The organism is Amycolatopsis thermoflava N1165, from assembly GCF_000473265.1.
Classification (GTDB): domain Bacteria; phylum Actinomycetota; class Actinomycetes; order Mycobacteriales; family Pseudonocardiaceae; genus Amycolatopsis_E; species Amycolatopsis_E thermoflava.
This window is the reverse complement of sequence record NZ_KI421511.1, coordinates 6000927-6024419: the sequence shown is the minus strand read 5'-3', so window position 1 is coordinate 6024419 and position 23493 is coordinate 6000927. Positions and strand designations below refer to the sequence as shown.

Below are 23493 nucleotides of genomic sequence, written 5' to 3'. Positions count from 1 at the left end.
CGTTCGACCGGGCGCCATCAAACCGCGGGCGGTATCCGGTGTGCTGGGCTACCAGATCCGAAACGTTGATGCCGCCGTGCGTGTCCAGGGAACGCCTGCGTCGCCGGCCGTTGGAGGCGTCGTCGTCGGCTCTGTGACCGGGGCCTGCGGCGTGGTCGTCTGGCACCCGGTCTCCTCTCCCTCGGTCGCGCCGGCCCGCCGGGAGGGGACCGTCTCAGTGATCATCGCCGGGACGGCGAGCATCGTTATCGTAGAGATACTCGCGGGTCCTGACGACACCCTCCTGCTGATTTTTTTACATAGCGTGCGCCAAAGTGGGCCGAGTGCGACAAACGGGGTGATGCCGCACACCGGCAAAACGGGGAAACGACCGCCGTCAATTACTGACAGTGCTCAAGCACGCGGACTCCGCCGCGTTCGCGGTACGCGACCCGGTTGCGCCCGGCGTGCTTCGCGGCGTAAAGGAGGTCGTCGGCCATCCGCAGCTGTTCCGGGCCGCTCACCGGCTCGTGCGAAACGCCGACGCTGATCGTCACGCCAAGCCCGGGGCAAATCTCTGACCAGGCGTGTTGCGCCACCCGGCGCCGGGCGTGCTCGGCTATCCGCAGCGCCGTCCCCGGCTGGACCTCCGGCAGCACGAGCATGAATTCCTCGCCGCCGTAACGCGCGCAGAACCCGGGCGCGGGCACACCTTCGCGCAACAACTCGGCCACCCGCCGCAACACCTGGTCACCGATCAAGTGACCGAACGTGTCATTGACGCTTTTGAACAGATCGATGTCGATCAAGGCCACCGCCAACGGGGTCCGCGCGTCCCCGAGCAGGTCGGCGAGCCGGTTGTCCAGATAACGGCGGTTGTACACGGCGGTCAGCGCATCCCGCAGGCTCTCCTCGCGGGCCTGGGCGCGCTCGCGGCGGAGGCGGTCGAACTCGCGGCGCAACTGCTCCGGGATCTGCGGACGGGCGGTGCGCGCGATGCCCAGCGCGGTCCTCAGGTGCTCGTAGGCCGTGCGGAAGTCGCCCTGCGAAGCGTGCAGTTCCGCGATAGCCTCGTGCAGGCTCAGCAGGTCGGTCTCGTCCGGCCGCGCCCGCTCCGAGGTCACCGTTTCCACCTCCGTCATTCAAGTCATGTCGTCTGGTTAGACGCGCGTCTTGAGCAATCGATACGGGCCAACACGAATATCGCTCAATGGGACGACCGGGGATCGCTCTCCGTGGCGGCGGCCGGGGTCCGAACGACGCGTCCGTTTCCCGCCAGCGGCGCCATCGGCGGATCGTGAAGCTGAAACCGTGACACACGTGGAGATCGAGCCGAACATCCTGTACTTCGGCACGCCGGTGGTGCTCGTCAGCACGGTCGGCGACACCCCCAACCTCGCCCCGATCTCGTCGGCGTTCTGGCTGGGCTGGCGCGCGATCATCGGCATCGGCGCCCGCTCGCAGACCGCGCGGAACCTGCGGCGCACCAGGGAATGCGTGCTGAACCTGCCGTCCGTCCGCGAGGTCGACGCGGTCGACCGGCTCGCCCGCACCACCGGCGCCGCCGAGGTCCCGGAATCCAAGCTGCGCCGGGGATACCGCTACGAGTCGGACAAGTTCGGGGTGGCCGGGCTGACCGCGGTGCCGTCGTCGACGGTCGCGCCGCCGCGTGTCGCGGAGTGCCCGGTGGCCATGGAGGCTGTCGTGGAGGCGATCCACCCGGTCGCGGCGGACGACGAAGCGCAGCTCGGCGGCATCCTGTGCTTCGAACTACGGGTGCAGAAGGTCCACGTGCACGACGAGATCCGCATGCCGGGCACGACCGACCGGATCGACCCGGACCGGTGGCGGCCGCTGATCATGAGCTTCCAGGAGTTCTACGGGCTGGGCGCCAAACTGCGCCGCTCGGAACTGGCCCGGATCCCGGAGATCCTGTACCGCAGCCCGGACGTCGACCGCGCGAAAACCGGTGTGCGGCCCGGACAACCCGAGCCGCACACCGGGAACGGGACTACGCGACGACGGTGATCCGGTCCGCCGGGGGCGGCGTGACCGGCGAGTGCGCGCCGAAGTACGCGATCAGCGCGTCCAAATCCACCGGGCCGCCGGCGAGGTCGGTGCCCTTGGTGAACTCGGTGAAGCCGTCCCCGCCACCGGCGAGGAAGTTGTTCACCGACACCCGGTAGGTCGCCGCCGGGTCGACCGGCGTGCCGTTCACCGTGATGTCCCGCACCTTCGACCCGACCGGCGCGGACGCCGAGTAGGTGTAGTGCAGCGACGACGAGATCTGCAGGATCCGCGTGGTGGTGGCGGTCCACTGCTGCTCGAGCACGTTCTTCAGGTTCGCGCCGGTCAGCGTGATGGTCTGCATGATGTTCCCGAACGGCTGCACGGTGAACGCCTCGCCGTAGGTCACCACGCCGTCGCCCTCGCCTGCGGGCGAGGACGCGTAGTTCAGGTCGGCGCGGATGCCGCCCGGGTTGGTGATGGCGATCTGCGCGCCGTTGGCCGTGGTGGCCTCGAGCTGCGCGTCGGCGATCACGTCACCGAGGGCCGACTCGCCGGACGGGGCGCCGGCCGCCTTCAGGTCGCCGGTGATGCTCCCGATCTGCTCGTTGGCGATCGGCGCCGCCTTGGTCACGGCCTCGTCGACCAGCTTGGCCACGGCCGGGTCGGGCTTGACGTCGCGGGTGACGATCTCGTTGTGCGCCACGGTCGCGCCGCGCACGACGTCCCGGGTCCGCTCGTCGATCTTGAGGTCCACAACCGACAGCAGGCGGCCGAACGACAGCCCCTGGATCACCGGGCGCGGGTTGCCCGCCGGATCCGCGATCGAGCAGTTGTACTGCTGGTGGCTGTGGCCGGTGAAGATCGCGTCGACGCTCGCCGAGACGCCCTTCGCGATCTGGCTGGCCGGGCCGGGGCTCACGGTGCAGGAGTCCGGGCCGCCGCCCTGCGTGTTGTCGCCCTGGTGCAGCAGCACGACCTGGGCCTTGATGCCGAGCCGATCGAGCCAGCCGGAGGTCCGGTTGATCGCCTCGACCTCGTCGCCGAACTCCAGGCCCTTGATCGCCTCGGCCGAGACGACCGTCGGCAGGTCCTTCAGCGTGGCGCCGATGACGCCGATCGGCTGGCCGCCGGAGAACTCGACGGTGAACGGCAGCAGCGCGGGCGCTCCGTTGTCGAAGTACACGTTGGAGCCGAGGAACGGGAAGTCCGCGCCGGGGTAGCTGTCGCGGAACTGGCAGCCGTCGGTCGGGTGGCAGCCGCCGAGCTGCATGCGCTGCAGCTCCTGGTAGCCCTCGTCGAACTCGTGGTTGCCGACGACGGAGGCCTGCACGCCCATCTCGTTGAGGAACTCGATGGTCGGTTCGTCGTGGAACAGCGCGGAGGCCACCGGCGAGGCGCCGACGTTGTCGCCCGCGGACAGCAGGATCGAGTTCTTGACCTCGCTCTCCAGCTGCTTGACGTGCGTGGCCAGGTAGGCCGCGCCGCCCGCGTTGACCGTCGAGCCGTCGGGGAGGGTGACGCGACCCGAGGAGCCGGACGGCGGTTCGAGGTTGCCGTGGAAGTCGTTGAAGGTGATCAGCCGGACGTCGGTGGTGCCGGCGGGCTGGGCCGCGGAGGCGGGCGCGGCCGAAACCGTGACGGCGGCCAGCGTCGCGGCGGTGACCGCTACGCAACGTCGCAGCACGCGAGGTGAAGGGGACATCTTTCCTCCGGTCAGGGGCATACCGGCGCGATCTAACCTCCGCCGCGCAACGATCACCAGGTCCGAAAGGTGGAAGGCCGGTTAACTGTCGGCCATTCGGCCGATGCCGGTGATCGTCGCCGGGCTTCTCGGCCGATCCGGCGGGCCCCGTGGTCGCCATAACGTCGAGGCATGACGACAGCGCAGGTCAACGCACTCCACTTCGGACTGATCGGGTTCCTCGCCATCTGGGGGACCGTGCTGGTGCCGCAGCTGGTGCTGCAGCACGTCCGGTTCGGGCGGGTCGTGCCGGGGCGCGTGGTGACGACCGCCACGCTGATCGCCTACGCGTCGTTCGCGCTCGCCGTGACGTTCCTGCCGCTGCCGACCGCAGGCGGGCGTCGGCTGGCCCAGACCATTCAGCTGGTGCCGTTCCAGTGGATCGCGGACGCGCGGCGCGAGGCCGTGGAGGACGGGATCAACGCGCTGTCCACGACGGCCTTCGAGCAGATGACCTTGAACGTGCTGCTGTTCGTGCCGCTGGGGTTGTTCGCGCGGCTGCTGTGGAAGCGGGGGTTCACCGGGAGCGTGCTGCTCGGCTTCGCGATTTCGCTGGCCGTGGAGATCACGCAGCTGACCGCGAACTTCGGGACCGCGCCGTTCCAGTACCGGATCTTCGACGTCGACGACCTGATCACCAACACCACGGGCGCCGCGCTTGGCTGGATCGCCGCCACGCTGTTCCTGGTGCTGCGGTCAGCGGTCCAGCCGGTCCGCGAGCCTGCGCGGCGCGAGCGGGTCCACCTCACCGAGGCGCGCTAGGGCCGCGGCCCGCTGGTGGGCCTTGCGCCTGGCCGCGCGCCGGTCCTCCCAGGTGACGACCACGCCGGCCGCCAGGAAGACCAGGACTACGAGCCCGAGGACGATCGCGAACTCCACGCCGCCTCCTTTGGCGTCGTGCTTGTGTGGCAGATCACATACCGTACTCGCGTCGTGGTGAATCCGCCACCTCCGTCCGTTTCGCGGCGAACCAGCGGCTCGAACTCGCTCCGCCGGTGGGTGGTGAATGGCTGCTCCCCAGACCGGACCGCGTCCCCGGATGCGGACGGTCGCATTGAGCAGCGGCCCCTCGGGGACGCCCCAGGGCGGGCCGACGAGCGCCTGACCTGGGACCCCTCGCCTTCAGCGACGGCGTCAAACCAGCACGGCCGGGAAGCGCCGCCCGAGGTCGAGGCCCTCGATGCGTGCCTGGACCGCTTCGGCGCCGCGGACGTGCGCCAGCATCTCGGGCGAGTCGTCGACCGCGGTGACCGGGTGGCCCAGCTCGATCAGCCGGTGCGCGATGCGGCCGGTGCCGCAGCCCAGGTCGAGCACCGCTGCGCCCGGTGGGGCCGCCCGGTGCGCGATCTCCGCTTCGCCTGACGGGGGCAGCAGGCGGTAGACCTCGACCGGGCAGCCGTCGGCGGTGGTGGCGTCCATCCGGCCAGTGTCAGCTGGTCAGGGCCGCAGGCGCCAGAGGGACACCACCTCCCGCGATCGGGCCTCCGCGAGCGGGTCCCGGCCGGGGTACCGCCGGCGCGGGGCGTCCAGCCGGTCCACCACGGTGAGGCCCGCGGCGGCGAACCCAGCCAGCAGCTCGGCGCGGGTGCGCAGGCCGACCAGCTCCGCCAGGTCGGACAGGACCAGCCAGGCCTCGCCACCGGGCGCCAAGTGCGCGGCCACGCCGCCGAGGAAACCCGTCAGCATCCGCGATCCGGGGTCGAACACGGCGGCGTCCAGCGGGGAGTGCGCGGCGCCGGGCAGCCAGGGCGGGTTGCACACGACGAGGTCCGCGCGGCCGTCCGGGAACAGGTCCGCCTCCACCACGCGGACCTGGGGCAGCCCGAGCCGCCGCACGTTTTCCCTGGCGCACGCCACGGCGACCGGCGAGATGTCCGTCGCCACCACCTCCGGCACCCCGCGGCGCGCCAGGACCGCCGCCAGCACCCCGGTGCCCGTGCCGATGTCGAACGCCGTGCGGACCGCGGGCAGCGGCGCGCGGGCCACCAGCGAGACGTAGTCCTGGCGGGTCGGCGAGAACACGCCGTAGTACGGGTGGATCCGCGCGCCCAGCGCCGCCACGGGCACACCCTTCATCCGCCACTCGTGCGCGCTCAGCATGCCCAGCAGCTCGGTCAGCGGCACCAGTCCCGGCGCGCCACCCGCCGCCCGGACCGCGTCGCGCACGTCCGGCGCGCGCGGCAGGTCGATCCGCAGGTCGGGGCCGAGTTCGACCAGCAGCATGCCGAGCACCCGGGCCCGGTTCCGCCTGGACTGGCGGTAGCGGTAGAAATCCGCCGAGCGCGTGGGCAAGCGCTTGCCCATCGCGGCGAGCATGCGGCGGGCGGCCGGGAAATCGTCGCGCCACAGCAGGCGGACGCCTTGCGACGCCAGCCGGACGGCTACTTCAGGGCGCAGGTCGGCGCCGACTTCGATCGGGGGTTCCACGGAAGGCTCCAGGGCAGGGAGCCGCCTTCGGGGGCACGGCCGTCCGAAGACGGCTCGAAGTGGGTGTCACAACGGCCGTCACACGGACGGCGCCCACCAGTCCAAGGCCACGCACACGCAGAACACCCGGACAGCCTAGCCCGCCTGGCGTGGCGGGAGCACGCAGAATTCGTTGCCCTCCGGGTCCGCCAGCACCACCCACGGCAGGTCGTCGTCGTCCGACAGCACCCGCGCGCCCAGTTCGACCAGCCGCGCGACCTCGTCGGCCTGGCTGCCTCCCTCCGGCACCAGGTCCAGGTGCAGGCGGTTCTTGACGACCTTGTCCTCGCCGACCGGCTGGAACACCACCATCTCCTGGTCGTCGGAGCCGATGTCGACGTACTCGACGCCCTTGTCGTCCCGCCAGCGCCGGATCTCCTGGTAGCCGAGCGCGCGCGACCAGAACCGCGCGAGCGCTTCGGCGTCGTGGCAGTCGACGGCGACGGCTAATATCCGGCTTCGCATGGCTTCCTCCCGACCCACCAGAGAACAGCTCGCCGCAGCGGCGGGGACGACCATCCCGGACGTCCTCCGGCCCGGCCTGGACGTGTTGTTCTGCGGGATCAATCCCGGCCTCTACTCCGGCGCCACCGGTTACCACTTCGCCCGCCCCGGTAACCGCTTCTGGCCCGCGCTGCACGCGTCCGGCTTCACCCCGCGCCGGTTCGACCCCAGTGAGCAGGACGAACTGCTCGACCTCGGCCTCGGCATCACCAACGTCGTCAACCGCGCCACCGCGCGGGCCGACGAGCTGACCGACGACGAACTCCGCGCCGGCGGCGTCCGGCTCGCCGCGAAGGTCGCGGAGTACCGGCCGCGCTGGCTCGCGGTCGTCGGCATCACCGCGTTCCGGACGGCGTTCGACCGTCCGAAGGCGACCGTCGGGCGCCAGCCGGATCCGCTCGGTGAAACACGCGTGTGGGTACTGCCCAATCCGAGTGGACTCAACGCACACTGGACTCCGACAACACTCGCGGAAGCATTCGCCGACCTGCGGAACTCGGTTTACTCAGAGTAGTGCGCGACACAAGCGGGTGAACCCGCGTCACGCGGACGGCCCTGACGGGTCAGACAATTGACGGGTGTCGGTCGTGGCCGGTTCCAGCAGGGAGGATCGGGTCAAGGCGCCACGGTAGCCCGGGCGGACGTCGAGGGGGCGGACCGTCCGGGCGGTGCTGCTCCCACGGCCGGCCTTGCCGAGACGAGGTTCTTTTCGTGATGACGCGCAGTAACGACCCCGGCAGGGTGCCGCAGGGATCGCCGGCCGGCCGCAGCGTGGGTGTCGCCGCTGTGGACCCGGTGCCCATCTACCGCGAGGGCCTGTCCGGGCTCGTGCAGCGCACGCAGGGGATGCACTGGGCGGGCCAGGCCATCAACCCGCACGGCGCGCTGCAGCTCGCCGAGCAGATCCATCCCGACGTCATCCTCGTGGACTCCGGCCTCGACCCCCACGGGCACCTCAGCAAGCTGCTGATCGCCGGCGACCCGGCGTTGATCGTGATCGCGCTGGTCCGGGAGGCCAACCGCACCCCCGCGTTCCTGCACGACGCCATCGCGGCCGGTGTGCACGCCGCCATCCCGCGCTCGGCCGAGTCACGCCGCCTGGTCGAGGGCATCCGCCGCGCCTACCTCGACCGCCGCTACGTCGATCCGTCCCTGGCCAACCTCGTGTCCGCGGCGCGCCAGTCCGCCAGCGCCGCCGCGGTGCGCCGCGCCCAGATGCCGTTGTCCCGCCGCGAGTACCAGGTGCTGCAGCTCGTCGCCGAGGGACTGGAGAACGCGGGTATCGCGAAGGTCCTCTACCTCTCCGTGGAGACCGTGCGCACGCATGTGAAGAGCATCCTGCGCAAGCTCTCCGCCCGTGACCGGACGCACGCCGTGACGATCGCCTTCCGCGCCGGGATCCTGGTGGCCCAGCCCGACGACGGCCCGGAACAGCGGGTTTCGCCCGGTTCGACGGCTCCCGGGGTGGTCGAGTACCGCTCCCGGTAGCGGATCCGTGCGTCACAACAGGCTGGTTTCGCTTGCCGCGGTTACCCACAGGTAATATCCTGATGTTACCGGCCAGTAGGGGACCAGCATGCGCCCAGCCGGAAACCCGATCGACAACGGAGCGACGACATGGGCCACTACAAGTCCAACGTGCGAGACCTCGAGTTCAACCTGTTCGAGGTCCTGAACGTCCAGGAGCGCCTCGGCAAGGGAGTCCTCGCGGACTCCGACGAGGAGACCGCGCGCGGCGCGCTGCAGGAGCTCAACAACCTCGCGGTAGGCCCGCTGGCCGAGTCCTTCGCCGACGCCGACCGCAACCCGCCGGTGTACGACCCGAAGACGTTCTCGGCCACCCTGCCCGAGTCGTTCAAGAAGAGCTACCAGCAGCTCTGGGACGGCGAGTGGTGGCGGCTGGGCCTCACCAACGACCTCGGCGGCCTCGGCCTGCCCCCGACCGTGCAGTGGGCGGCGGCCGAGCTGATCCTCGGCGCCAACCCGGCCCTGTTCATGTACATGGCGGGCCCGAACTTCGCGATGATCCTCGACCGCAACGGCACCGAGGAGCAGAAGCGCTGGGCGCGGATCATGATCGACCGCGCGTGGGGCGCCACGATGGTCCTCACGGAGCCGGACGCGGGCTCGGACGTCGGCGCCGGCCGCACCAAGGCCGTCCTGCAGGAGGACGGCAGCTGGCACCTGGACGGCGTGAAGCGGTTCATCACCTCCGCCGACCAGGACATGACCGAGAACATCATGCACCTGGTGCTGGCCCGTCCCGAGGGTCCGGGCATCGAGGCCAAGCCGGGCACCAAGGGCCTGTCGCTGTTCCTCGTGCCGAAGTTCCACTTCGACACCAACACCGGTGAGCTGGGCGAGCGGAACGGCGCGTTCGTCACCAACGTCGAGCACAAGATGGGCCTGAAGGTCTCGACCACCTGCGAGCTGACCTTCGGCCAGCACGGCATCCCGGCCAAGGGCTGGCTGCTCGGCGAGGTGCACGACGGCATCGCGCAGATGTTCCAGGTCATCGAGTACGCCCGGATGATGGTCGGCACCAAGGCCATCGCCACGCTGTCCACCGGCTACCTCAACGCGCTGGAGTTCGCCAAGGAGCGCGTGCAGGGCGCCGACCTGACCCAGATGACCGACAAGACCGCGCCGCGGGTCACCATCACGCACCACCCGGACGTGCGCCGCTCGCTGATGCTGCAGAAGGCCTACGCCGAGGGTCTGCGCGCCGTGTACCTCTACACCGCGTCCTTCCAGGACCAGGTGTGGACCGGTGAGGGTGACGAGGAGTCGCTGAAGCTGGCCGAGCGGGTCAACGACCTGCTGCTGCCGATCGTCAAGGGCGTCGGCTCCGAGCGCGCCACCGAGCAGCTCGTGCAGTCGCTGCAGACCCTGGGCGGCTCCGGCTTCCTGCAGGACTACCCGATCGAGCAGTACATCCGCGACGCGAAGATCGACTCGCTGTACGAGGGCACCACGGCCATCCAGTCGCAGGACTTCTTCTTCCGGAAGATCGTCCGCGACAAGGGCCAGGCGCTGGGCTACATCGCGAACGAGATCACCAAGTTCATCGACTCCGAGGCGGGCAACGGCCGGCTGAAGAACGAGCGTGAGCTGCTCAAGCGCGCCCTGGAGGACGTGCAGGGCATGCTCGGCGCGATGATCGGCTACCTGACCTCGTCGCAGGAGGACGTCAAGAACCTGTACAAGGTCGGCCAGCACACCGTCCGGTTCCTGATGTCGGCGGGCGACCTGCTGGTGGGCTGGCAGCTGCTGCGCCAGGCCGAGATCGCGCTGACCAAGCTGGACGGCGCCTCGGCCAAGGACCAGGCGTTCTACCAGGGCAAGATCGCGGTGGCGTCGTTCTTCGCCAAGCAGGTGCTGCCCGAGCTGACCGCGCGCCGCGCGGTCGTCGAGGCCGCCGACAACGACCTCATGGAGGTCCCGGAGTCGGCGTTCTGATCTCCCCGTAGATCCCCCACGGAAGGCCCTCTCGCCCAGCGCGAGGGGGCCTTCCGCGTGTTCGCCGGAAAAAAAATCGTGCGTCGGTGTCGAGAACCCGCGATCGGCTCCGTCCCCGGTGCGAACGCGGCCAGAATGGGCCGCACCACACCGAGGAGAAGATCATGGCCAAGTACCTGCTGCTCAAGCACTACCGGGGCGCTCCGGCGGCGGTCAACGACGTGCCGATGGACCAGTGGACGCCGGAGGAGGTCACCGCGCACGTGCAGTACATGCGGGATTTCGCGGCCCGGTTGGAGGAGACCGGTGAGTTCGTCGACGGTCAGGCGCTGGCGCCGGAGGGGACGTGGGTGCGCTACGACGGGGAGGAGCGTCCGCCGGTGACCGATGGGCCGTTCCCGGAGACCAAGGACCTGATCGCGGGCTGGATGGTGATCGACGTGGACAGCCACGAGCGTGCGGTCGAGCTGGCCGGCGAGCTGTCGGCCGCGCCCGGCGCGGGCGGGAAGCCGATCCACGAATGGCTCGAGCTGCGCCCCTTCCTCGCCGAGCCGCCCGACGTGGCCCACTGCCACGAATGATCGCTGACGGGGCGTCAGGTCCAGGACGGGTAGGCCGGGGCGACGGCGGCGTAGCGCTGCCCCCAGGCCGGCAGCTCGGCGCCGGCCAGGTGGGCGGCCAGCCGGTCGAAGAAGGCGTGCGTACCCGGGATGAAGCCCCGTGCGTTGCGCACCGACAGGCCCCGGTGGGTGAACCTCAGCAGGGTGCCCTCCGGCGTCTCGGACAGCTCGTAGCGGACCACACTGTCCTCGACGATGCGCTGGCGCCACTCGTGCTCGAACACGTGCGGCGGCTGCCACACCAGGACGCGCCCGGTCATGCGCTTGGCGTCGTCGGGCGCGGGCGGGTCCTCGGGCAGCATCTCGATGGTGCCCGCCTCGGTGTCCAGGACCGTTTCGCCGAACCACGCCCGCCGCTGCGCGGGATCGGTGATCGCGGCCCACACCGTCTCGATCGGGAAGGGCAGGTGGCGCTCGAAGCGGATGACCGCCGCCTCACCGTCGGTTTCGATCGTGCCGTTCTCGGAGCTCACTTCTGGTGTCCTTCCTGGTTGCGCGCCAGGTGGCGCTCGAGGGAATCGAGGTGGCGCGCCCAGTAGCGGCGGTACCGGCCGAGCCACTTGTCGATCTCGGCCAAGCCGTCCGGGCGCAACGCGTAGATCCGGCGTTGCCCGTCCGGGCGAACTTCGACCAGCCCGACCTCCCGCAGGATCCGCAGGTGGCGGGACACCGCCGGTTGGGTGAGGCCGGGCAGCGCCGCGACCAGATCACCCGCGGGAAGCTCGCCCTGGGCCAGAAGGTCCAGCAGGGTGCGCCTGCTGGGCTCGGCCACCGCTTCGAAGACGTCCACCCCGCGAAGTATTACACAAGACGTATATAAGTGCTAGCAAATATGCGGGTTTGAACGCGGCGCGGGAAGGTACCCCGGAAGCACACCGAAGCTGAAGGAGTTGCGATGACAATCGGTGGAATCATCAGCGCGATCGTCGTTGGTTTGATCATCGGCGCGCTCGGTCGGCTGATCGCACCCGGCAAGCAGGGGATTCCGATCTGGCTCACGATCATCGTCGGTATCGTCGCGGCGTTCATCGGCACCGCGATCGCGCGTGGCATCGGCTACGCGGACACCGAGGGCTTCGACTGGCTGGAGCTGATCACGCAGGTGGTCATCGCGGCGATCGGGGTCTCGCTGGTCAGCGGGATGTACGGCCGACGGAAACTGACCAGGTAACGCATCCGGACGTGGTGCCCGGGAAGGTCCGCCTTCCCGGGCACGTTCGCGTTCAGGACCGGAACGCGGCGCAGCCGACGGCCACGAACGACTGCTGGGGCGAGCGCCACAGCACCTCGGCCCACCGGTTGTCGGTCAGCTGCTTGCCGTCGGCTCCGACGCAGGTGTACTGCCCGCCCGTGACGACCTGCCCGCACGGCAGGTCCCGCTCCGGCGCGTGCACGCAGGTCGTGTAGTTCGTGCAGGTCAGCGTGTGCAGCAGCGCCGATCCGACGTCCGCGGCCGCCCGGATGTTCAGCTTGCAGCCGTTCTGCGGCGAGGCGTGCACCAGGGCCGGCTCGCCCTCCGCGGCCGTGGCCGTCCCGGGCAGCACAACCACCGCCGCGGCCGCCGCCAGCATGACCAGGGACTTCTTCACGGGGATCCTCCCTCTCTCGAGAACGGTGACGGAGGGTATCGGAACGTGCGCGGAGTGATCGCGCCGGTATGTTCCCCCGATGGACCTCGACCACCAGGGCCTCACCCGGCTGCCCGAGCTGCCCGCCGGTCTGAAGTACCTGAGCGCCTACGACAACGAGCTGACCGAGCTGCCGGACGAGCTGTGGGACCTCGACCGGCTGGCCGTGCTGAACCTGGCCGCGAACCGGTTGACCTCGATCCCGGCCGGCATCGCGCGGCTGACCTCGCTGCACACCCTCGACCTCGGCCACAACCAGCTCACCGAACTGCCCGCCGAGCTGGGCGACCTGCCGAACCTGACCGAGTACCTGTACCTCTCGGACAACCGCCTGACGACCCTGCCGGACTCGCTGACCAGGCTCGGCCGGCTGCGCTACCTGAGCGCGACGGACAACGGGCTGAAGTCGCTGCCCTCGGACCTGTCGGGCCTGCGTGAGCTGCGCGAACTGCGCCTGTACCGCAACGACCTGCACGAGCTGCCGGACAGCATCGGCGAGCTGAGCAAGCTGCGGGAGCTGCACCTGCGCGGCAACCACCTCACGGAGCTGCCCGCGTCCATCGGCAAGCTGCACGACCTGCGGTACCTGGATCTGCGGGAGAACGAGCTGCGCACGCTGCCGGACGGGCTCGCCGCGTTGCCGCTGGTGAAGCTCGACCTGCGCTGGAACCGGTGGCTGGAGACCCCGGACTGGCTCGACGACCTCGACGACTGCCTCGTGCTGCGCTGAGGTCAGGCGACCACGGCCAGCAGGGTGGTCACCGCCTCGGCGAGTTCGCGGTCGCCGTCGAGGTCCGCGCGACGGCGTGCCTCGTCGACGGAGATGCCCCGCGTGGCCAGGCGCCAGAAGTCGCCAGGCCGCATGGTGACACTGGCGGATGGTTCGCCCCCGGTGGCCATCCGCCAGCGCTGCCCGTCCGATCGGGCGTGCCACGTCCCGCCGTCGTGGAGGACGACCCGCACCACGGTGCCCTCCGGGCGAACCACGTCTCGCAGCGTGTGGGGCAGCGCGCGCATGAACGCGTCGAGCACCGGGCGCACCGGGTCAACGACGAGTTCGTCCGCGCGACGCGGCAGGTCCAGCACCGGTCCGAAGATCTCCACCACCGGATGCTGACAGCGGCCCCGGCGGCTCCGCTACCGGGTTTCCGGGCCGTGGCCGGGCTCGGAGCTCACCCCGAAACCACACAGCACGGCCGGCTTCGGGGCGTACGTGACGGTCCTGGTGTCGCGGCGGACCTCGGCTCCCGTGGTCACGTCGTAGAGCACCCGGGTGTCGGTCGTGGTGAAGCCGGGCCGGCCGCCGGACGGGTGGCAGTCCGGGCCGGGGCCGCCGGGCTGCAGGGGAGGTGGCCGGAAGTCCGAGAACGAACCGGTCGAGGACTCCACGCGGTACTGCTTCGTGCCCCAGATCTTCACCGTGACGCTGCCGCCGGACACCGACGCCTGGATCGCCACCCCGCTCTTGAGACTGTCGGTGAACTTCAGGTCCACCGCCGCCCCGTCGGCGGTGATCGCGACGGCGTCCCGGCCGGCCGGGTAGCGGTCCAGGTGGTAGCTGTGCTCGGTGTGCCCGGCGTCGGTCAGGCCCGCGAAGTACGCCGCGTTGTAGAGGGTGGTCGCCAGCTGCGACGAGCCGCCGCCGATGACCTCCGGGCCGAACCCGTCCTCGTTGACCGGCGCCGGGACGTACCCCTGCGACTGGCTGCGGGCGCCCACCCGCGCGTTGAGGCTGAAGGTCTCGCCGGGCCGCAGGATCGTGCCGTTCACCTTGTCCGCCATGATCCGCGCGTTCGTCGCGGCCGGGCCGGACAGCCCGCTGGTGGTGAACTCGCCGACGACCTCCTTGATGCCCAGCGCGTTCGCGTCCTCGGTGGTGGTCTCGGGGCGCGTCGTCTGGTAGCGCACCGCCAGGTCGCGGCCGTCCGGCTTGGCGAGGACGTCCATCAGCGGCTGGAACGTCCGGTTCCAGTCGATCTTGCGCGCGTCCTCGGACGGCTGGACGGCGGGCGCGCCACCGGCGAACACGATCTGCGCGTCCTTGCCGCGCTTCTCCGTGGACGCCAGCGGGTCCCGCACCGCCTGCTGCAGCTTCACCGGATCGGCCTCGACCCGCAGCGCGCCGCCGTCGGCCGGGCTGAACTTCAGGGCGGCGGCGATCGCGCTGGGCTTGAGCACCGCGTCGGCGCCGTCGCCGTGCAGCGTGACCGGCTTGGCGACCGCGGGCGCGACCAGCCGCTCCAGCGCCGAGTGCACCCCGGCCGAGGTGACCTTGACCGGCGTCAGCACGACCGGCAGCCGCACGCCGCTCTTGTCCAGCCAGGTCGCACGCAGGATGTCCCCGGCGCCCTTGACGTCGACCAGGTCCTGCCCGTCGCGCGGCTCGATCGGGTACGGGTTCACCCCGCCGTCGGTGCCCGGCACCGTCACGAACCCGATGCTGCCCTCGGTCGGCGGGTGGTTGATGCGCTCGGCGGCCAGCCGCGCGATCGACTGGTGCAGCTCGTCCGGGTCGGTCGACGTGACGACCCCGACCTCGCGGGTGCGGAAGAACGACGTGATCCGGTCGAGCGGGTCGAGCGGCTGCCGCCCGGCCTGCACGACGGTCGACGACCAGTCGACGGACAGGCCCGACCGCGCCGGGTCGAGCGTGGTGCGCACGTCGCCGGCCTCGATCGGGACCGGCGCGTTCAGGCGCGGGCCCAGCTCGCGGCGCAGCTTCGCCTCGGCGTCGTCCCGGCTGAGCCCGCCGACCTTCACACCGGCGACCGTGACCCCGCGCGGGACGTCACCGGCGCTGACGATCAGGTCCGCGCCGTAGAGGATGACCCCGACCCCCAGCAGGCAGCCGGCGACCATGAGCGCGCGGGCCAGGAAGCGCTTGGTGGGGGACGGTGGCGCCACGGGCGCGTCGCCGACCTCGAGAAGCTCGCCGGCCAGTGCGTCCTCGGTCGCGTCGAGCGGGTCGTCCAGCAGGAACTCGGCGGGCGGACGCGGTCCGACCGCGGTCTCGGCGTCCCGGAGGGAATCGAGGTCCCGCTCCGGCCAGTACTGGTCGTCCCGCCCCACGCTTCCTCCCGGACGCGTTACAAGTACAGGCCCGTCCCGTGCTCCGTGCGCTCGGTGGCCACCGCGTGGATGTCGCGCTCCCGCATCACCAGGTACGCCTCGCCCTGGACCTCGACCTCGAGCTGGTCCTCGGGGTTGAACAGCACGCGGTCGCCGACCTTCACGTTCCGTACATTACTGCCTACCCCCAGTACGTCGCCCCACGCGAGACGGCGCGCCACCTGAGCGGTCGCCGGAATCACGATGCCGCCGCTGCTGCGGCGCTCTCCCTCCTCCGCGGAGACCCGGACGAGGACGCGGTCGTGCAGCATCTGGATTTCCAGCTTCGCCGCGGCGTCCGGCAGGTTCTTGGCTTCCGACACGCCGGTAATGCTACGTGCCCTCAGCGTGCCGCGGAGACCAGCGGTTGCCGTCCGCGCAGGGTGAAGTCCCGGTGCGTGGTCCCGCCCTCGCGCACGAGCGCGCGGCTCGCGGTCGCCTCGAACCCGGGCGCGGAGACGACCAGGTCGACGAACTGCTCCGGCAGACCGGCGACCGCGTAGCGGCCCTCGTCGTCGGCCGTCGTGCGGACGAGCTGGTGCCCGCGGCCGTCCATCACCGTCACCGCGGCACCCGGGACCGGCGAACCGTCGGCCGCGCGGACCGCGCCGGTCAGCGTCGGCACCGGCTCGCCGAAGTGGCGGTGGTGCGCCGGGACCGCGGTCGGCTGCGGCATCTCGAAGACCGGGTCCTCGACCGGCGGCTCGTCGACGGTGCCCGCCGTGCGGCGCTGGATGAGCGCGTGACCGGCGATCAGCACGACGCCGAGCAGGACCCACCCGCACAGCACCAGCACCGGGCGCAGCACGCCCCGCCCGTCGAAGTAGAAGATGCCGCGCAGGGCCTCGATCAGGTTGCCCATCGGGAAGACGGGGTGCAGCGCGCGGAAGAACCCGGGCACCATCTGGACCGGCACCGCGCCGCCGCTGGACGGCATCGACAGCAGCACGAACAGGCCCATCGCCACCCCCGGGAACCACTGCTTGACCAGCGGCACCAGGCCGAACGAGGTGAGCGAGACGGCCTGCGTGAGCAGGAACGCGACGGGGATCGCGACCGGGTCGTTCGGGATGACGTCCATCGCGACGCCGCCCGCGTAGCCGATGAGGGTGAGCAGGGCGCCGAAGCCGACCAGCGTGGCGACCTTGGCGCGGCGGCTCAACGTGACCGCCCGCAGCAACATCATCACGACGATGTAGCTGGGGATGTTCCAGATCAGCACCAGGTAGAACAGGCCGGTGCCCATCGCGTCGCCGGGTTCGGTCGGCGCGAGGTCGACGACGGTGAGCGCGTGCCCGGTCTGGGCCGCGACCGGGGCGAAGGCCTGGTTGAGGACCGATTCGAGCAGGTAGCCGTCGGCCTTGGCGACGAACAGCGTCGGGTGCGCCGGATCGGCGGAGTAGGCGGCGGTCGCGTCGCGGTCGAGCACCGCCTGGCGGGCCTGGTCGGCGGTGGCCACCGGCTGGATGTCGAACGCGCCCGGGCTCGCCTGGCCCAAAGCCGCCTCGATGCGTGCCGCGGCGGTCTCGTCGGCGACCGCGACCTCGATGTGGTGCGGCGACGGCGCGTGGAACGCGAGCAGGTAGCAGAAGACGAAGCCGAGGGCGAAGAAGACCGGGAACCACAGGCTTTCGGCCAGGGTGCGGAGCTTTCCGGGTTCTTGTTCCTGGGTTTCGACATGTTCCGCCATGCTGTCAGGTTATCACTTTTTGCACGCGCTGCAAAAATGCAGTACTGTAAGAATCGTGAGCCCGCCCACCGGTCTGCGCGAGCGCAAGAAGGAAGCCACCCGCGAAGCCCTGCGCCACGCGGCCGTCACGCTGTACCGGCGGCACGGGCCGGACGCGGTGACCGTCGAGGACATCTGCGCGGCCGCCGGGGTGTCGCCGCGGACGTTCTTCAACTACTTCGCGACCAAGGACGAGGCCGTGTTGTCGCTGGACATCGCGGCCGCCACGCTCGGGCAGCGCATCGCGGACCGGCCCGCGGACGAGTCGCCGCTGGCGGCGTTACGGGCGGTGTTCGCCGGGCGCTTCGCCGAACTGGCCGCCACCGACGTGTGGACCGAGCGGACGCTGCTGCTGCGCGAGCACCCGGAGCTGATGCCGCGGGTGGCACAGGCCAACCGCACGCTCGAAGAGGCGGTGGCCGGAGCGCTGGCCGCGCGCACCGGGCTGCCGGTGGACGACCTCTACGTGCGGACCACGGCCGCGGCCGCGATCGGCGCGAACCGGGCCGCCATCGGACGCTGGCAGCCCGGTTCGGATCCGGACCTGGTCACGTTGTTCCACCAGGCCATGGACGTGCTGGAGAGCGCCTTCACGCCCCCGCGAGGATCAGCTGGAGGCGGTCCGGCCCGTCCGGCGTGATCCGGATCGGCACGCCCCAGTCCTGCCGGGTGACCCGGCAGACCGGGTGCTCGGCGTCGGCGTCGCAGCTCGCGGCCTGCGCCACGACCTGCAGCACACCCTCGGTGTGCCCCTCGGCGATCTTGAGCGTGCGGGTCAGCTCGGTGCCGGTGCCCTCGCCCTCGGCCAGCAGCTCCGGCGGCGCGGCCGTCACCTGCAGGCGGGTTGACGGGCCGAACCGGTCGTCGAGCTTCTCGCCCGGCGGCGGGGTGAAGACGACGGAGAACTCGACCGTGCCGGCGGCCAGCTCGGTCGGCGGACGGCGCACGGCGAGCGCGTCCCCGGCGACCTGCTGCCCGTCCGCGGTCAGCGGCAGCGCGGTGAGGCGGTGCGCGGCCGACTCGACGACCAGCAGCGCGTCCCCGGTGACCAGCAGGCCGGACGGCTCGGCGAGGTCCGTGGCGAGCGTGGCGACCTTGCCGCTCGCCGGGTCGTAGTGGCGGATGGCGCCGTTGTACGTGTCCGCGATGGCGATCGTGCCGTCGGCCAGCACCGCGACGCCCAGCGGGTGCTGCAGCAGCGCGTCCGCGGCGTCGCCGTCCCGGTGGCCGAAGGAGAACAGGTCGGTGCCGATCGCGGTGTGCACGGCGCCGTCCTCCAGGTAGCGCAGCGCGGAGGTCTCGGCGTCGGCGAGCCACAACCGGTCGCCCTGGATTGCCAGGCCGGAGGTCTGCGCGAAGAACGCCTCGACAGCCGCGCCGTCGCGCAAGCCCTCGACGGTCGTGCCGGCGAACCGGGAGATCCGTCCGGTGCGCGGGTCGAACAGGCCCAGCGTGTGGTTGCCCGCCATCGCGACGACCGCGCCGCCCGCGGGCTCCCACCAGATCACGTCCCACGGGCTGGTGAGGTCGATCGACAGCGCGTCGCCGTCGGTGTTGCCGTCGCGCCACTGGTTGCCGGTGCCGGCGACCGTGGTGACCTCGCCGGTGACCAGGTCGACGCCACGCAGCAGGTGGTTCGCCGTGTCGGCGACGAGCAGGTGGTACCCGGCCTGGTCGGCGACCTCGGCGGGCAGCAGCGTGAGACCGGACGGCTCGGCGAAGCTCGCGACGTCGAAGGCGCCGTCGGCGCGGCCGCGGGCGCCGCTGCCGAAGCGGCGGATCAGGGTCTCGCCGTCGGAGGCGAACTCGGCGATCGAGTGGTTGCCGGTGTCGGCGACCAGGATGCGGCCCTCGGCGGTGACCACCGCCTTGCTCGGGAAGCGCAGGTCGGCGGGCTGCTCCTCGACCGGCACGTACGGGTTGCCGCCGCGGCGCAGCGTGCCCTTCGCGTCGTGGGTCTCGACGAGCTCGGCGATGACCCGGCGCAACGCCTCGGCGTGCCCCTCGCCGGCGGCGGTGTGCACGACGTAGCCCTGCGGGTCGACGACCACCAGGGTCGGCCAGGCCTTCACGGCGTACTGCGACCAGGTCGTCATGTCCGGGTCGTTGAGCACCGGGTGGTGCACCTCGTAGCGGCGCACGGCCGCCTCGATGGCCGCGGCCTCGCCCTCGTGCAGGAACTTCGGCGAGTGCACGCCGATCGTGACGAGCACGTCGGCGAACTCCTCCTCCAGCGGGCGCAGCTCGTCGAGGACGTGCAGGCAGTTGATGCAGCCCGAGGTCCAGAAGTCGAGCAGCACGATCTTGCCGCGCAGCTGGGCCAGCGTGACGGTCTCGCCGCCGGTGTTCAGCCACACGTCGCCGGCGAGTTCGGGCGCGCGCACGCGCGCCTGGCGTTGCTCTGATGCCACGGAACGGTTCAACGAGACGCGGGAATCCGCTTGTTCCCGCAGCTCACGATGTGGAATCTCACAGCCGCTCCAGCGCGGCCGCGATGGTGGCGGGGTCAGTGAGCGGCGCGAGGTGGTGGGCGTCCAGGCGCTGCACGGGCCAGCCGCGCCCGGCGGCTTCGCGGGCCTCCTCGTCGTAGGCGGCGCTGAGCTGGAGGTAGGCGCTGGGCGGTTCGGCTTCCGCGGGCGCGGGTTCGGTGAAGTAGGCGAGCGGAACGCGGGGCAGCCCGGCCAGGAACTCGTCGCGGGTCCCCGGGTCGGGCAGCAGGTCCTCGACCGTGCCGGGCGGGAACCACTCGTGCCACGGCGGGAGCCTGCCGTCGGTCGCCAGGTCGCGCAGGCGCTGAGCCAGCTCGGGCGGCGCGGTGTCGAACCAGCTCCGGCCCGGGTGCGGCAGGAGGGCGTCGACGAACACGGCCCGCGCTGCGCCGGTGCGGGCGGCGATCCCGGGGACCAGCGCACCCGCGCCGCTGTGCACCACGAGCGTGCCGGATTCGGTGACCGCGTCGAAGAGCCGCGGGTAGTACGGGCCCGGCCCGTCGAGCGCGGTGACCAGCGACGGGGTGGCCACGCGGTGGCCGCGCGAGCGGAGTTCGGCGGCGACCCGCTGCCAGGTCTGCGGACCCACGAGCGGGCTGTGCACCAGGACGAATTCGCCCATCGCATCTCCAAACGGGCAATTCATTTCGGATCACATGTGGACTTCGTTGATCACTACCATGGGACGCATGGACGAGGCGTTGCGCGCTGTGGAGAACAGTCTGGACCGCCCGTCCGCGGCGCGGGTCTACGACTACTTCATCGGCGGCACGACGAACTACGCGATCGACCGGGAGTTCGCGCAGAAGATCCGGCGCAGGCTGCCGTTGATCGGCGAGTACATGAAGACCAGCAGGCAGTTCCTCGGCCGCGCGGTGCGGGAGTGCGCGCGGCTGGGGGTGCGGCAGTTCGTCGACATCGGGTCGGGGCTGCCGACGGCGGGCAACGTGCACGACGTCGCCGACGACGCGCGCCCGCAGCGGGACACCCGGGTCGTGTACGTGGACAACGAGCCGGTCGCGCTCGCGCACTCGCAGCTGCTGCTGGCCGACACCGCGGATCCGGCGCGGCACGTGGCGATCGCCGCCGACTTCATGCACGCCGAGGACCTGTGGGAACGGGTGCTGGACACCGGCATGGTCGACGCACGGCAGCCGGTCGCGCTCGTGATCAACGCGGTGCTGCACTTCATCAAGGACGCCGACGACCCGGACAGCCGGGTGGCCTACTTCCGGAACCGGCTCGCACCGGGCTCGCTGCTGGTCCTGTCGCAGATGACGAACGAGAACCCGCGCAGCGACGAGGAACGGCGTGCGCTGGCCGACCTGGTGGAGTACTACGAGGGCACCACGAACCCCGGGCAGCTGCGCACCCGCGCCGAGTTCGCCCGCTTCTTCGGCGACTGGGAGCTGCTCGAACCGGGGCTGGTGTACGCGCCGGCGTGGCACCCGAACCGGGCCACCCTGTTCAAGAACGCGCCCTCGGAGTCGCGCGTCCTCGGCGGGGTGGCCCGCAAGCCCTGAGCGAACACGCTTCCGGCAGCCGCCGGGCGGTGCCAGGTTGGGGGCATGCGTGTGGTGTTCGCGCACGGGGCCCTGGTCGGTGACGCCGCGTGGTGGTGGAGCCGGATGACGCCGCTGCTGCCGGAGAGCGTGGCGGTGGAGCTGCCCAGCTGCGGTGGCGGGGGTGACCTGTACACGGACGTCGCGGCGGTGCGGGCGGCGCTGGACGACGGCCCCGCGGTGCTGTGCGGGCACTCCTACGGCGGAGTGGTGATGACCGAGGCCGCGGCGGATCACCGGGCGGCGCGGCACCTGGTCTACGTCGACTCGTACCTGCCCGACGTGGGCGAGTCCCTGGCCGACGTGACCGGCGGCGTGGCGCCGGTGGAGCCCGCCGGGGAGGGACTGGTGTCGCTGCGCCCCTCGCTCGCGCCGCGCTACGTGCACGACTGCGACCCGGAGGTTGCGGCCGGCGCCATGACGCGACTGGTCCCGCAGACCGCGGCGGCGTTCACCCAGCCGGTGCGGGCCGCCGCGTGGCGCTCGCTGCCCTCGACGTACGTGGTGTGCGCCGACGACCCGGCCACGCCGCCGGAGGTGCAGCGCGAGCAGGCGAAACGGGCGGGCACGGTGGTCGAGATGGCGTGCGGGCACCACCCGTTCCTGACGCGGCCGGCGGAACTGGCGGCCGTGCTGCGACAGGTCGGCTAGCGGGCCGGGCGCCATGCGGCGCGTCGTGGTGCTCGGCTGCGGTGGGGCGGGCAAGTCGACCTTCTCCCGGCGGCTGGGCGCCGCTGCTCGACCTCCCGGTCACCCACCTCGACCACGTCTACTGGCAGCCGGGCTGGGTGCCGCTGCCCGCCGGGGAGTTCGCCGCGCGGCAGCGGGTCCTGGTCGCCGGCGAGCGGTGGCTCCTCGACGGGAACTACGGCGGCACGCTGGAGATCCGGCTCGCCGCCGCCGACACCGTGATCCTTCTCGACCCGCCGCGGAGGGTCTGCCTGCGCCGGGCCGTCCTGCGTGTCCTGCGGGGCTGGGGGCGGGACGGGCAGGCGCCGGGCTGCCCGGAACGTCTGTCCCTCGAGTTCCTGGCCTGGATCTGGGCCTTCCGCCGCCGCTCGCGGCCCCGGGCCCTTCGCGCGATCGCCGAGCACGGCCGCGGCGCCCGGCAGTACCTGCTGACCACCCCACGCGAGGCCGGACCGTTCCTCCCCGGCCCGGGAGAAATCCGCCCGCGCCGCGCGTTGGACGGGTATGGCTGTAGTGTTGCTGCTCTACATCGTCGCCGAGGTGGCTGCCGTTTGGGCGGTCAGCTCCCTCATCGGCTTCCTCGGCACGCTCGGGCTGCTCGTCGTCGGGGCGTTCCTCGGCTCCTGGCTCGCCCGGCGGGAAGGGGCGCGCGCCGCTCAGGCGTTCCTCGCCACCGCCCGTGCCGGCCGGTCGCCGCACGCGGAGATCACCGACGGCATGCTCGTCGCGTTCGGCGGGTTGCTCATCATGATCCCAGGCTTCCTCTCCGACCTCGCCGGGCTGGCGCTGCTGCTGCCGCCCACCCGCGGCATCGTCCGCCGGGCCTGGCTCAAGCGCGCCGAACGCCGCATGCCGAACCGGCTCATCGTCGTCGACAGCGAGGTGGTCGACAAGGAGACCACCAACCGCCCGATCATCGAAGGTTAGGCCGGCTTGGGAATATCGAAGTAGCCCGCGACAGCCGCACCGCGGGCGCGTACTCGCCCTTCACCTTGACCTTCCCGGTCACGAACATCGCCGCCACCGCGGCGTTGCCCGTCGCCACGCGGAAGAAGTCGTCCGGCGCGATCGTGATCGTCGTGTCCGGCTCGCGCCCCAGGTCCTTCCCCGAGTGGCACCGGCCGTCCTCGATGACCGTCTGGAACCGGTCGTACCCGCCGATCCCCGAACCGCCCGGGAACCGCCAGCACACCACGACGCTCGAATACCGCGCCTTCTCCGCCAGGAAGTGGTCCGACATCCGGCGGAAGATCTCCTCCAGGAACACCATCCGCAGCTCGGGGTGCTCGCCGATCGCCCTGAGCTGCTCCTTCGACGCGCGCCGCACGAGGTCGGCGAGCGTTTCCGTGGACAGCCCGCTCAGGTGCACGCCGGTCCCGGCCGACCCCAGCATGTGCAGAGTTTCGAGCAGCTGGATGAACTGCTCCGCGGACAGCCTGCTCAGATCGATCTGGCGGGCGAACGCGTCGACCACTGTGCCGGACACAGGCGGAGATTCTACCGGCGGA

General features: G+C 71.3%; 27 protein-coding genes and 1 pseudogene. 12 read left to right on the top strand and 16 right to left on the bottom strand.

The annotated features are described in order from the left end of the window. Positions 1-380: 380 nt before the first annotated feature. Complete coding sequence (locus tag AMYTH_RS0129670) at positions 381-1121, bottom strand: GGDEF domain-containing protein (protein WP_027933301.1); 741 nt, start codon at positions 1119-1121, stop codon at positions 381-383. A 169-nt stretch (positions 1122-1290) separates the two neighbouring features. On the opposite strand from AMYTH_RS0129670, the gene AMYTH_RS0129665 reads away from it, so the two are divergent. After that, positions 1291-2007 (top strand): flavin reductase family protein, encoded by a 717-nt coding sequence (locus AMYTH_RS0129665; protein ID WP_410468320.1) that lies wholly within the window; start codon positions 1291-1293, stop codon positions 2005-2007. On the opposite strand, the gene AMYTH_RS0129660 is transcribed toward AMYTH_RS0129665, so the two are convergent. Continuing rightward, entirely contained in the window at positions 1991-3691 is a 1701-nt protein-coding gene (locus tag AMYTH_RS0129660) for a bifunctional metallophosphatase/5'-nucleotidase (protein ID WP_051362853.1), read from the bottom strand. The genes AMYTH_RS0129665 and AMYTH_RS0129660 overlap by 17 nt on opposite strands. A gap of 171 nt (positions 3692-3862) precedes the next feature. Between AMYTH_RS0129660 and AMYTH_RS0129655 the strand changes: the two genes are divergently transcribed. Next, positions 3863-4492: a VanZ family protein gene (locus tag AMYTH_RS0129655; protein ID WP_017985802.1), complete on the top strand. Its 630-nt coding sequence runs from the start codon at positions 3863-3865 to the stop codon at positions 4490-4492. On the opposite strand, the gene AMYTH_RS0129650 is transcribed toward AMYTH_RS0129655, so the two are convergent. The 4 genes from AMYTH_RS0129650 to AMYTH_RS0129635 all read right to left on the bottom strand — a co-directional run bounded on the left by AMYTH_RS0129650 (position 4427) and on the right by AMYTH_RS0129635 (position 6661). Next, positions 4427-4609 (bottom strand): hypothetical protein, encoded by a 183-nt coding sequence (locus AMYTH_RS0129650; RefSeq protein WP_027933298.1) that lies wholly within the window; start codon positions 4607-4609, stop codon positions 4427-4429. The two genes, AMYTH_RS0129655 and AMYTH_RS0129650, sit on opposite strands and share 66 nt — an antisense overlap. A gap of 255 nt (positions 4610-4864) precedes the next feature. Then, positions 4865-5149, bottom strand: coding sequence for a class I SAM-dependent methyltransferase (locus tag AMYTH_RS45915; RefSeq protein ID WP_037324103.1), 285 nt, complete (start codon positions 5147-5149; stop codon positions 4865-4867). Positions 5150-5167: 18 nt separating this feature from the next. Continuing rightward, complete coding sequence (locus AMYTH_RS0129640; RefSeq protein ID WP_027933297.1) at positions 5168-6157, bottom strand: class I SAM-dependent methyltransferase; 990 nt, start codon at positions 6155-6157, stop codon at positions 5168-5170. Positions 6158-6292: 135 nt separating this feature from the next. Then, positions 6293-6661, bottom strand: a complete 369-nt coding sequence (locus AMYTH_RS0129635) for a VOC family protein (protein WP_027933296.1) — start codon at positions 6659-6661, stop codon at positions 6293-6295. Between AMYTH_RS0129635 and mug the strand changes: the two genes are divergently transcribed. The 4 genes from mug to AMYTH_RS0129615 all read left to right on the top strand — a co-directional run bounded on the left by mug (position 6660) and on the right by AMYTH_RS0129615 (position 10740). Beyond that, complete coding sequence (gene mug, locus AMYTH_RS0129630) at positions 6660-7214, top strand: G/U mismatch-specific DNA glycosylase (protein WP_037322767.1); 555 nt, start codon at positions 6660-6662, stop codon at positions 7212-7214. The genes AMYTH_RS0129635 and mug overlap by 2 nt on opposite strands. 200 nt (positions 7215-7414) lie before the next feature. Beyond that, positions 7415-8188, top strand: coding sequence for a response regulator transcription factor (locus AMYTH_RS0129625; protein ID WP_027933294.1), 774 nt, complete (start codon positions 7415-7417; stop codon positions 8186-8188). A 129-nt stretch (positions 8189-8317) separates the two neighbouring features. Further along, the gene (locus tag AMYTH_RS0129620) at positions 8318-10159 is read left to right on the top strand and encodes an acyl-CoA dehydrogenase (RefSeq protein ID WP_027933293.1); all 1842 of its coding nucleotides are present in this window, start codon (positions 8318-8320) and stop codon (positions 10157-10159) included. A 164-nt stretch (positions 10160-10323) separates the two neighbouring features. Then, positions 10324-10740, top strand: coding sequence for a YciI family protein (locus AMYTH_RS0129615; RefSeq protein ID WP_027933292.1), 417 nt, complete (start codon positions 10324-10326; stop codon positions 10738-10740). 14 nt (positions 10741-10754) lie between these two features. Here the strand turns inward: AMYTH_RS0129615 and AMYTH_RS0129610 are convergent, their stop codons facing one another. Together AMYTH_RS0129610 and AMYTH_RS0129605 are read right to left on the bottom strand one after the other, a co-directional pair. Beyond that, positions 10755-11252: an SRPBCC family protein gene (locus AMYTH_RS0129610; protein ID WP_027933291.1), complete on the bottom strand. Its 498-nt coding sequence runs from the start codon at positions 11250-11252 to the stop codon at positions 10755-10757. Next, positions 11249-11569 (bottom strand): ArsR/SmtB family transcription factor, encoded by a 321-nt coding sequence (locus tag AMYTH_RS0129605; RefSeq protein WP_027933290.1) that lies wholly within the window; start codon positions 11567-11569, stop codon positions 11249-11251. The genes AMYTH_RS0129610 and AMYTH_RS0129605 overlap by 4 nt, the downstream gene beginning before the upstream one ends. A 105-nt stretch (positions 11570-11674) precedes the next feature. Between AMYTH_RS0129605 and AMYTH_RS0129600 the strand changes: the two genes are divergently transcribed. Next, positions 11675-11950: a GlsB/YeaQ/YmgE family stress response membrane protein gene (locus AMYTH_RS0129600; RefSeq protein ID WP_027933289.1), complete on the top strand. Its 276-nt coding sequence runs from the start codon at positions 11675-11677 to the stop codon at positions 11948-11950. 52 nt (positions 11951-12002) lie between these two features. Here the strand turns inward: AMYTH_RS0129600 and AMYTH_RS0129595 are convergent, their stop codons facing one another. Further along, the gene (locus AMYTH_RS0129595; protein WP_027933288.1) at positions 12003-12368 is read right to left on the bottom strand and encodes a hypothetical protein; all 366 of its coding nucleotides are present in this window, start codon (positions 12366-12368) and stop codon (positions 12003-12005) included. Between the two features lie 79 nt (positions 12369-12447). On the opposite strand from AMYTH_RS0129595, the gene AMYTH_RS0129590 reads away from it, so the two are divergent. Beyond that, complete coding sequence (locus tag AMYTH_RS0129590; protein ID WP_027933287.1) at positions 12448-13137, top strand: leucine-rich repeat domain-containing protein; 690 nt, start codon at positions 12448-12450, stop codon at positions 13135-13137. A 2-nt stretch (positions 13138-13139) separates the two neighbouring features. Here the strand turns inward: AMYTH_RS0129590 and AMYTH_RS0129585 are convergent, their stop codons facing one another. The 4 genes from AMYTH_RS0129585 to AMYTH_RS0129570 form a co-directional block, all read right to left on the bottom strand. Further along, positions 13140-13511, bottom strand: coding sequence for a hypothetical protein (locus AMYTH_RS0129585; protein ID WP_209440798.1), 372 nt, complete (start codon positions 13509-13511; stop codon positions 13140-13142). 33 nt (positions 13512-13544) lie between these two features. Further along, complete coding sequence (locus tag AMYTH_RS0129580; RefSeq protein ID WP_027933285.1) at positions 13545-15476, bottom strand: VanW family protein; 1932 nt, start codon at positions 15474-15476, stop codon at positions 13545-13547. A 17-nt stretch (positions 15477-15493) separates the two neighbouring features. Further along, positions 15494-15787 carry a GroES family chaperonin gene (locus AMYTH_RS0129575; RefSeq protein ID WP_051079572.1) on the bottom strand — a complete coding sequence of 98 codons (294 nt, stop codon included), beginning with the start codon at positions 15785-15787 and terminating at the stop codon, positions 15494-15496. 71 nt (positions 15788-15858) lie between these two features. Beyond that, on the bottom strand, positions 15859-17205 hold the full coding sequence (locus AMYTH_RS0129570; protein ID WP_027933284.1) for a carboxypeptidase regulatory-like domain-containing protein: 1347 nt from the start codon (positions 17203-17205) through the stop codon (positions 15859-15861). A 55-nt stretch (positions 17206-17260) separates the two neighbouring features. On the opposite strand from AMYTH_RS0129570, the gene AMYTH_RS0129565 reads away from it, so the two are divergent. After that, a complete protein-coding gene (locus tag AMYTH_RS0129565; protein ID WP_027933283.1) occupies positions 17261-17884 on the top strand; it encodes a TetR/AcrR family transcriptional regulator in 624 nt (207 codons plus the stop codon). Here AMYTH_RS0129565 and AMYTH_RS0129560 read toward each other — a convergent pair. Both AMYTH_RS0129560 and AMYTH_RS0129555 read right to left on the bottom strand, forming a co-directional pair. Then, positions 17835-19628 (bottom strand): NHL domain-containing thioredoxin family protein, encoded by a 1794-nt coding sequence (locus tag AMYTH_RS0129560; protein ID WP_027933282.1) that lies wholly within the window; start codon positions 19626-19628, stop codon positions 17835-17837. The two genes, AMYTH_RS0129565 and AMYTH_RS0129560, sit on opposite strands and share 50 nt — an antisense overlap. Positions 19629-19713: 85 nt before the next feature. Further along, on the bottom strand, positions 19714-20355 hold the full coding sequence (locus AMYTH_RS0129555; protein WP_027933281.1) for a hypothetical protein: 642 nt from the start codon (positions 20353-20355) through the stop codon (positions 19714-19716). 58 nt (positions 20356-20413) lie between these two features. On the opposite strand from AMYTH_RS0129555, the gene AMYTH_RS0129550 reads away from it, so the two are divergent. The 3 genes from AMYTH_RS0129550 to AMYTH_RS0129540 all read left to right on the top strand — a co-directional run bounded on the left by AMYTH_RS0129550 (position 20414) and on the right by AMYTH_RS0129540 (position 22912). Continuing rightward, positions 20414-21256, top strand: coding sequence for an SAM-dependent methyltransferase (locus tag AMYTH_RS0129550; protein ID WP_027933280.1), 843 nt, complete (start codon positions 20414-20416; stop codon positions 21254-21256). 45 nt (positions 21257-21301) lie between these two features. Continuing rightward, the gene (locus AMYTH_RS0129545) at positions 21302-21946 is read left to right on the top strand and encodes an alpha/beta hydrolase (RefSeq protein ID WP_027933279.1); all 645 of its coding nucleotides are present in this window, start codon (positions 21302-21304) and stop codon (positions 21944-21946) included. A gap of 543 nt (positions 21947-22489) precedes the next feature. Beyond that, positions 22490-22912, top strand: coding sequence for an FxsA family protein (locus AMYTH_RS0129540; RefSeq protein WP_017985824.1), 423 nt, complete (start codon positions 22490-22492; stop codon positions 22910-22912). On the opposite strand, the pseudogene AMYTH_RS45910 reads toward AMYTH_RS0129540, so the two are convergent. Then, positions 22909-23459, bottom strand: a pseudogene (locus AMYTH_RS45910) (SCP2 sterol-binding domain-containing protein). The gene AMYTH_RS0129540 and the pseudogene AMYTH_RS45910 overlap by 4 nt on opposite strands. Positions 23460-23493 lie beyond the last annotated feature (34 nt).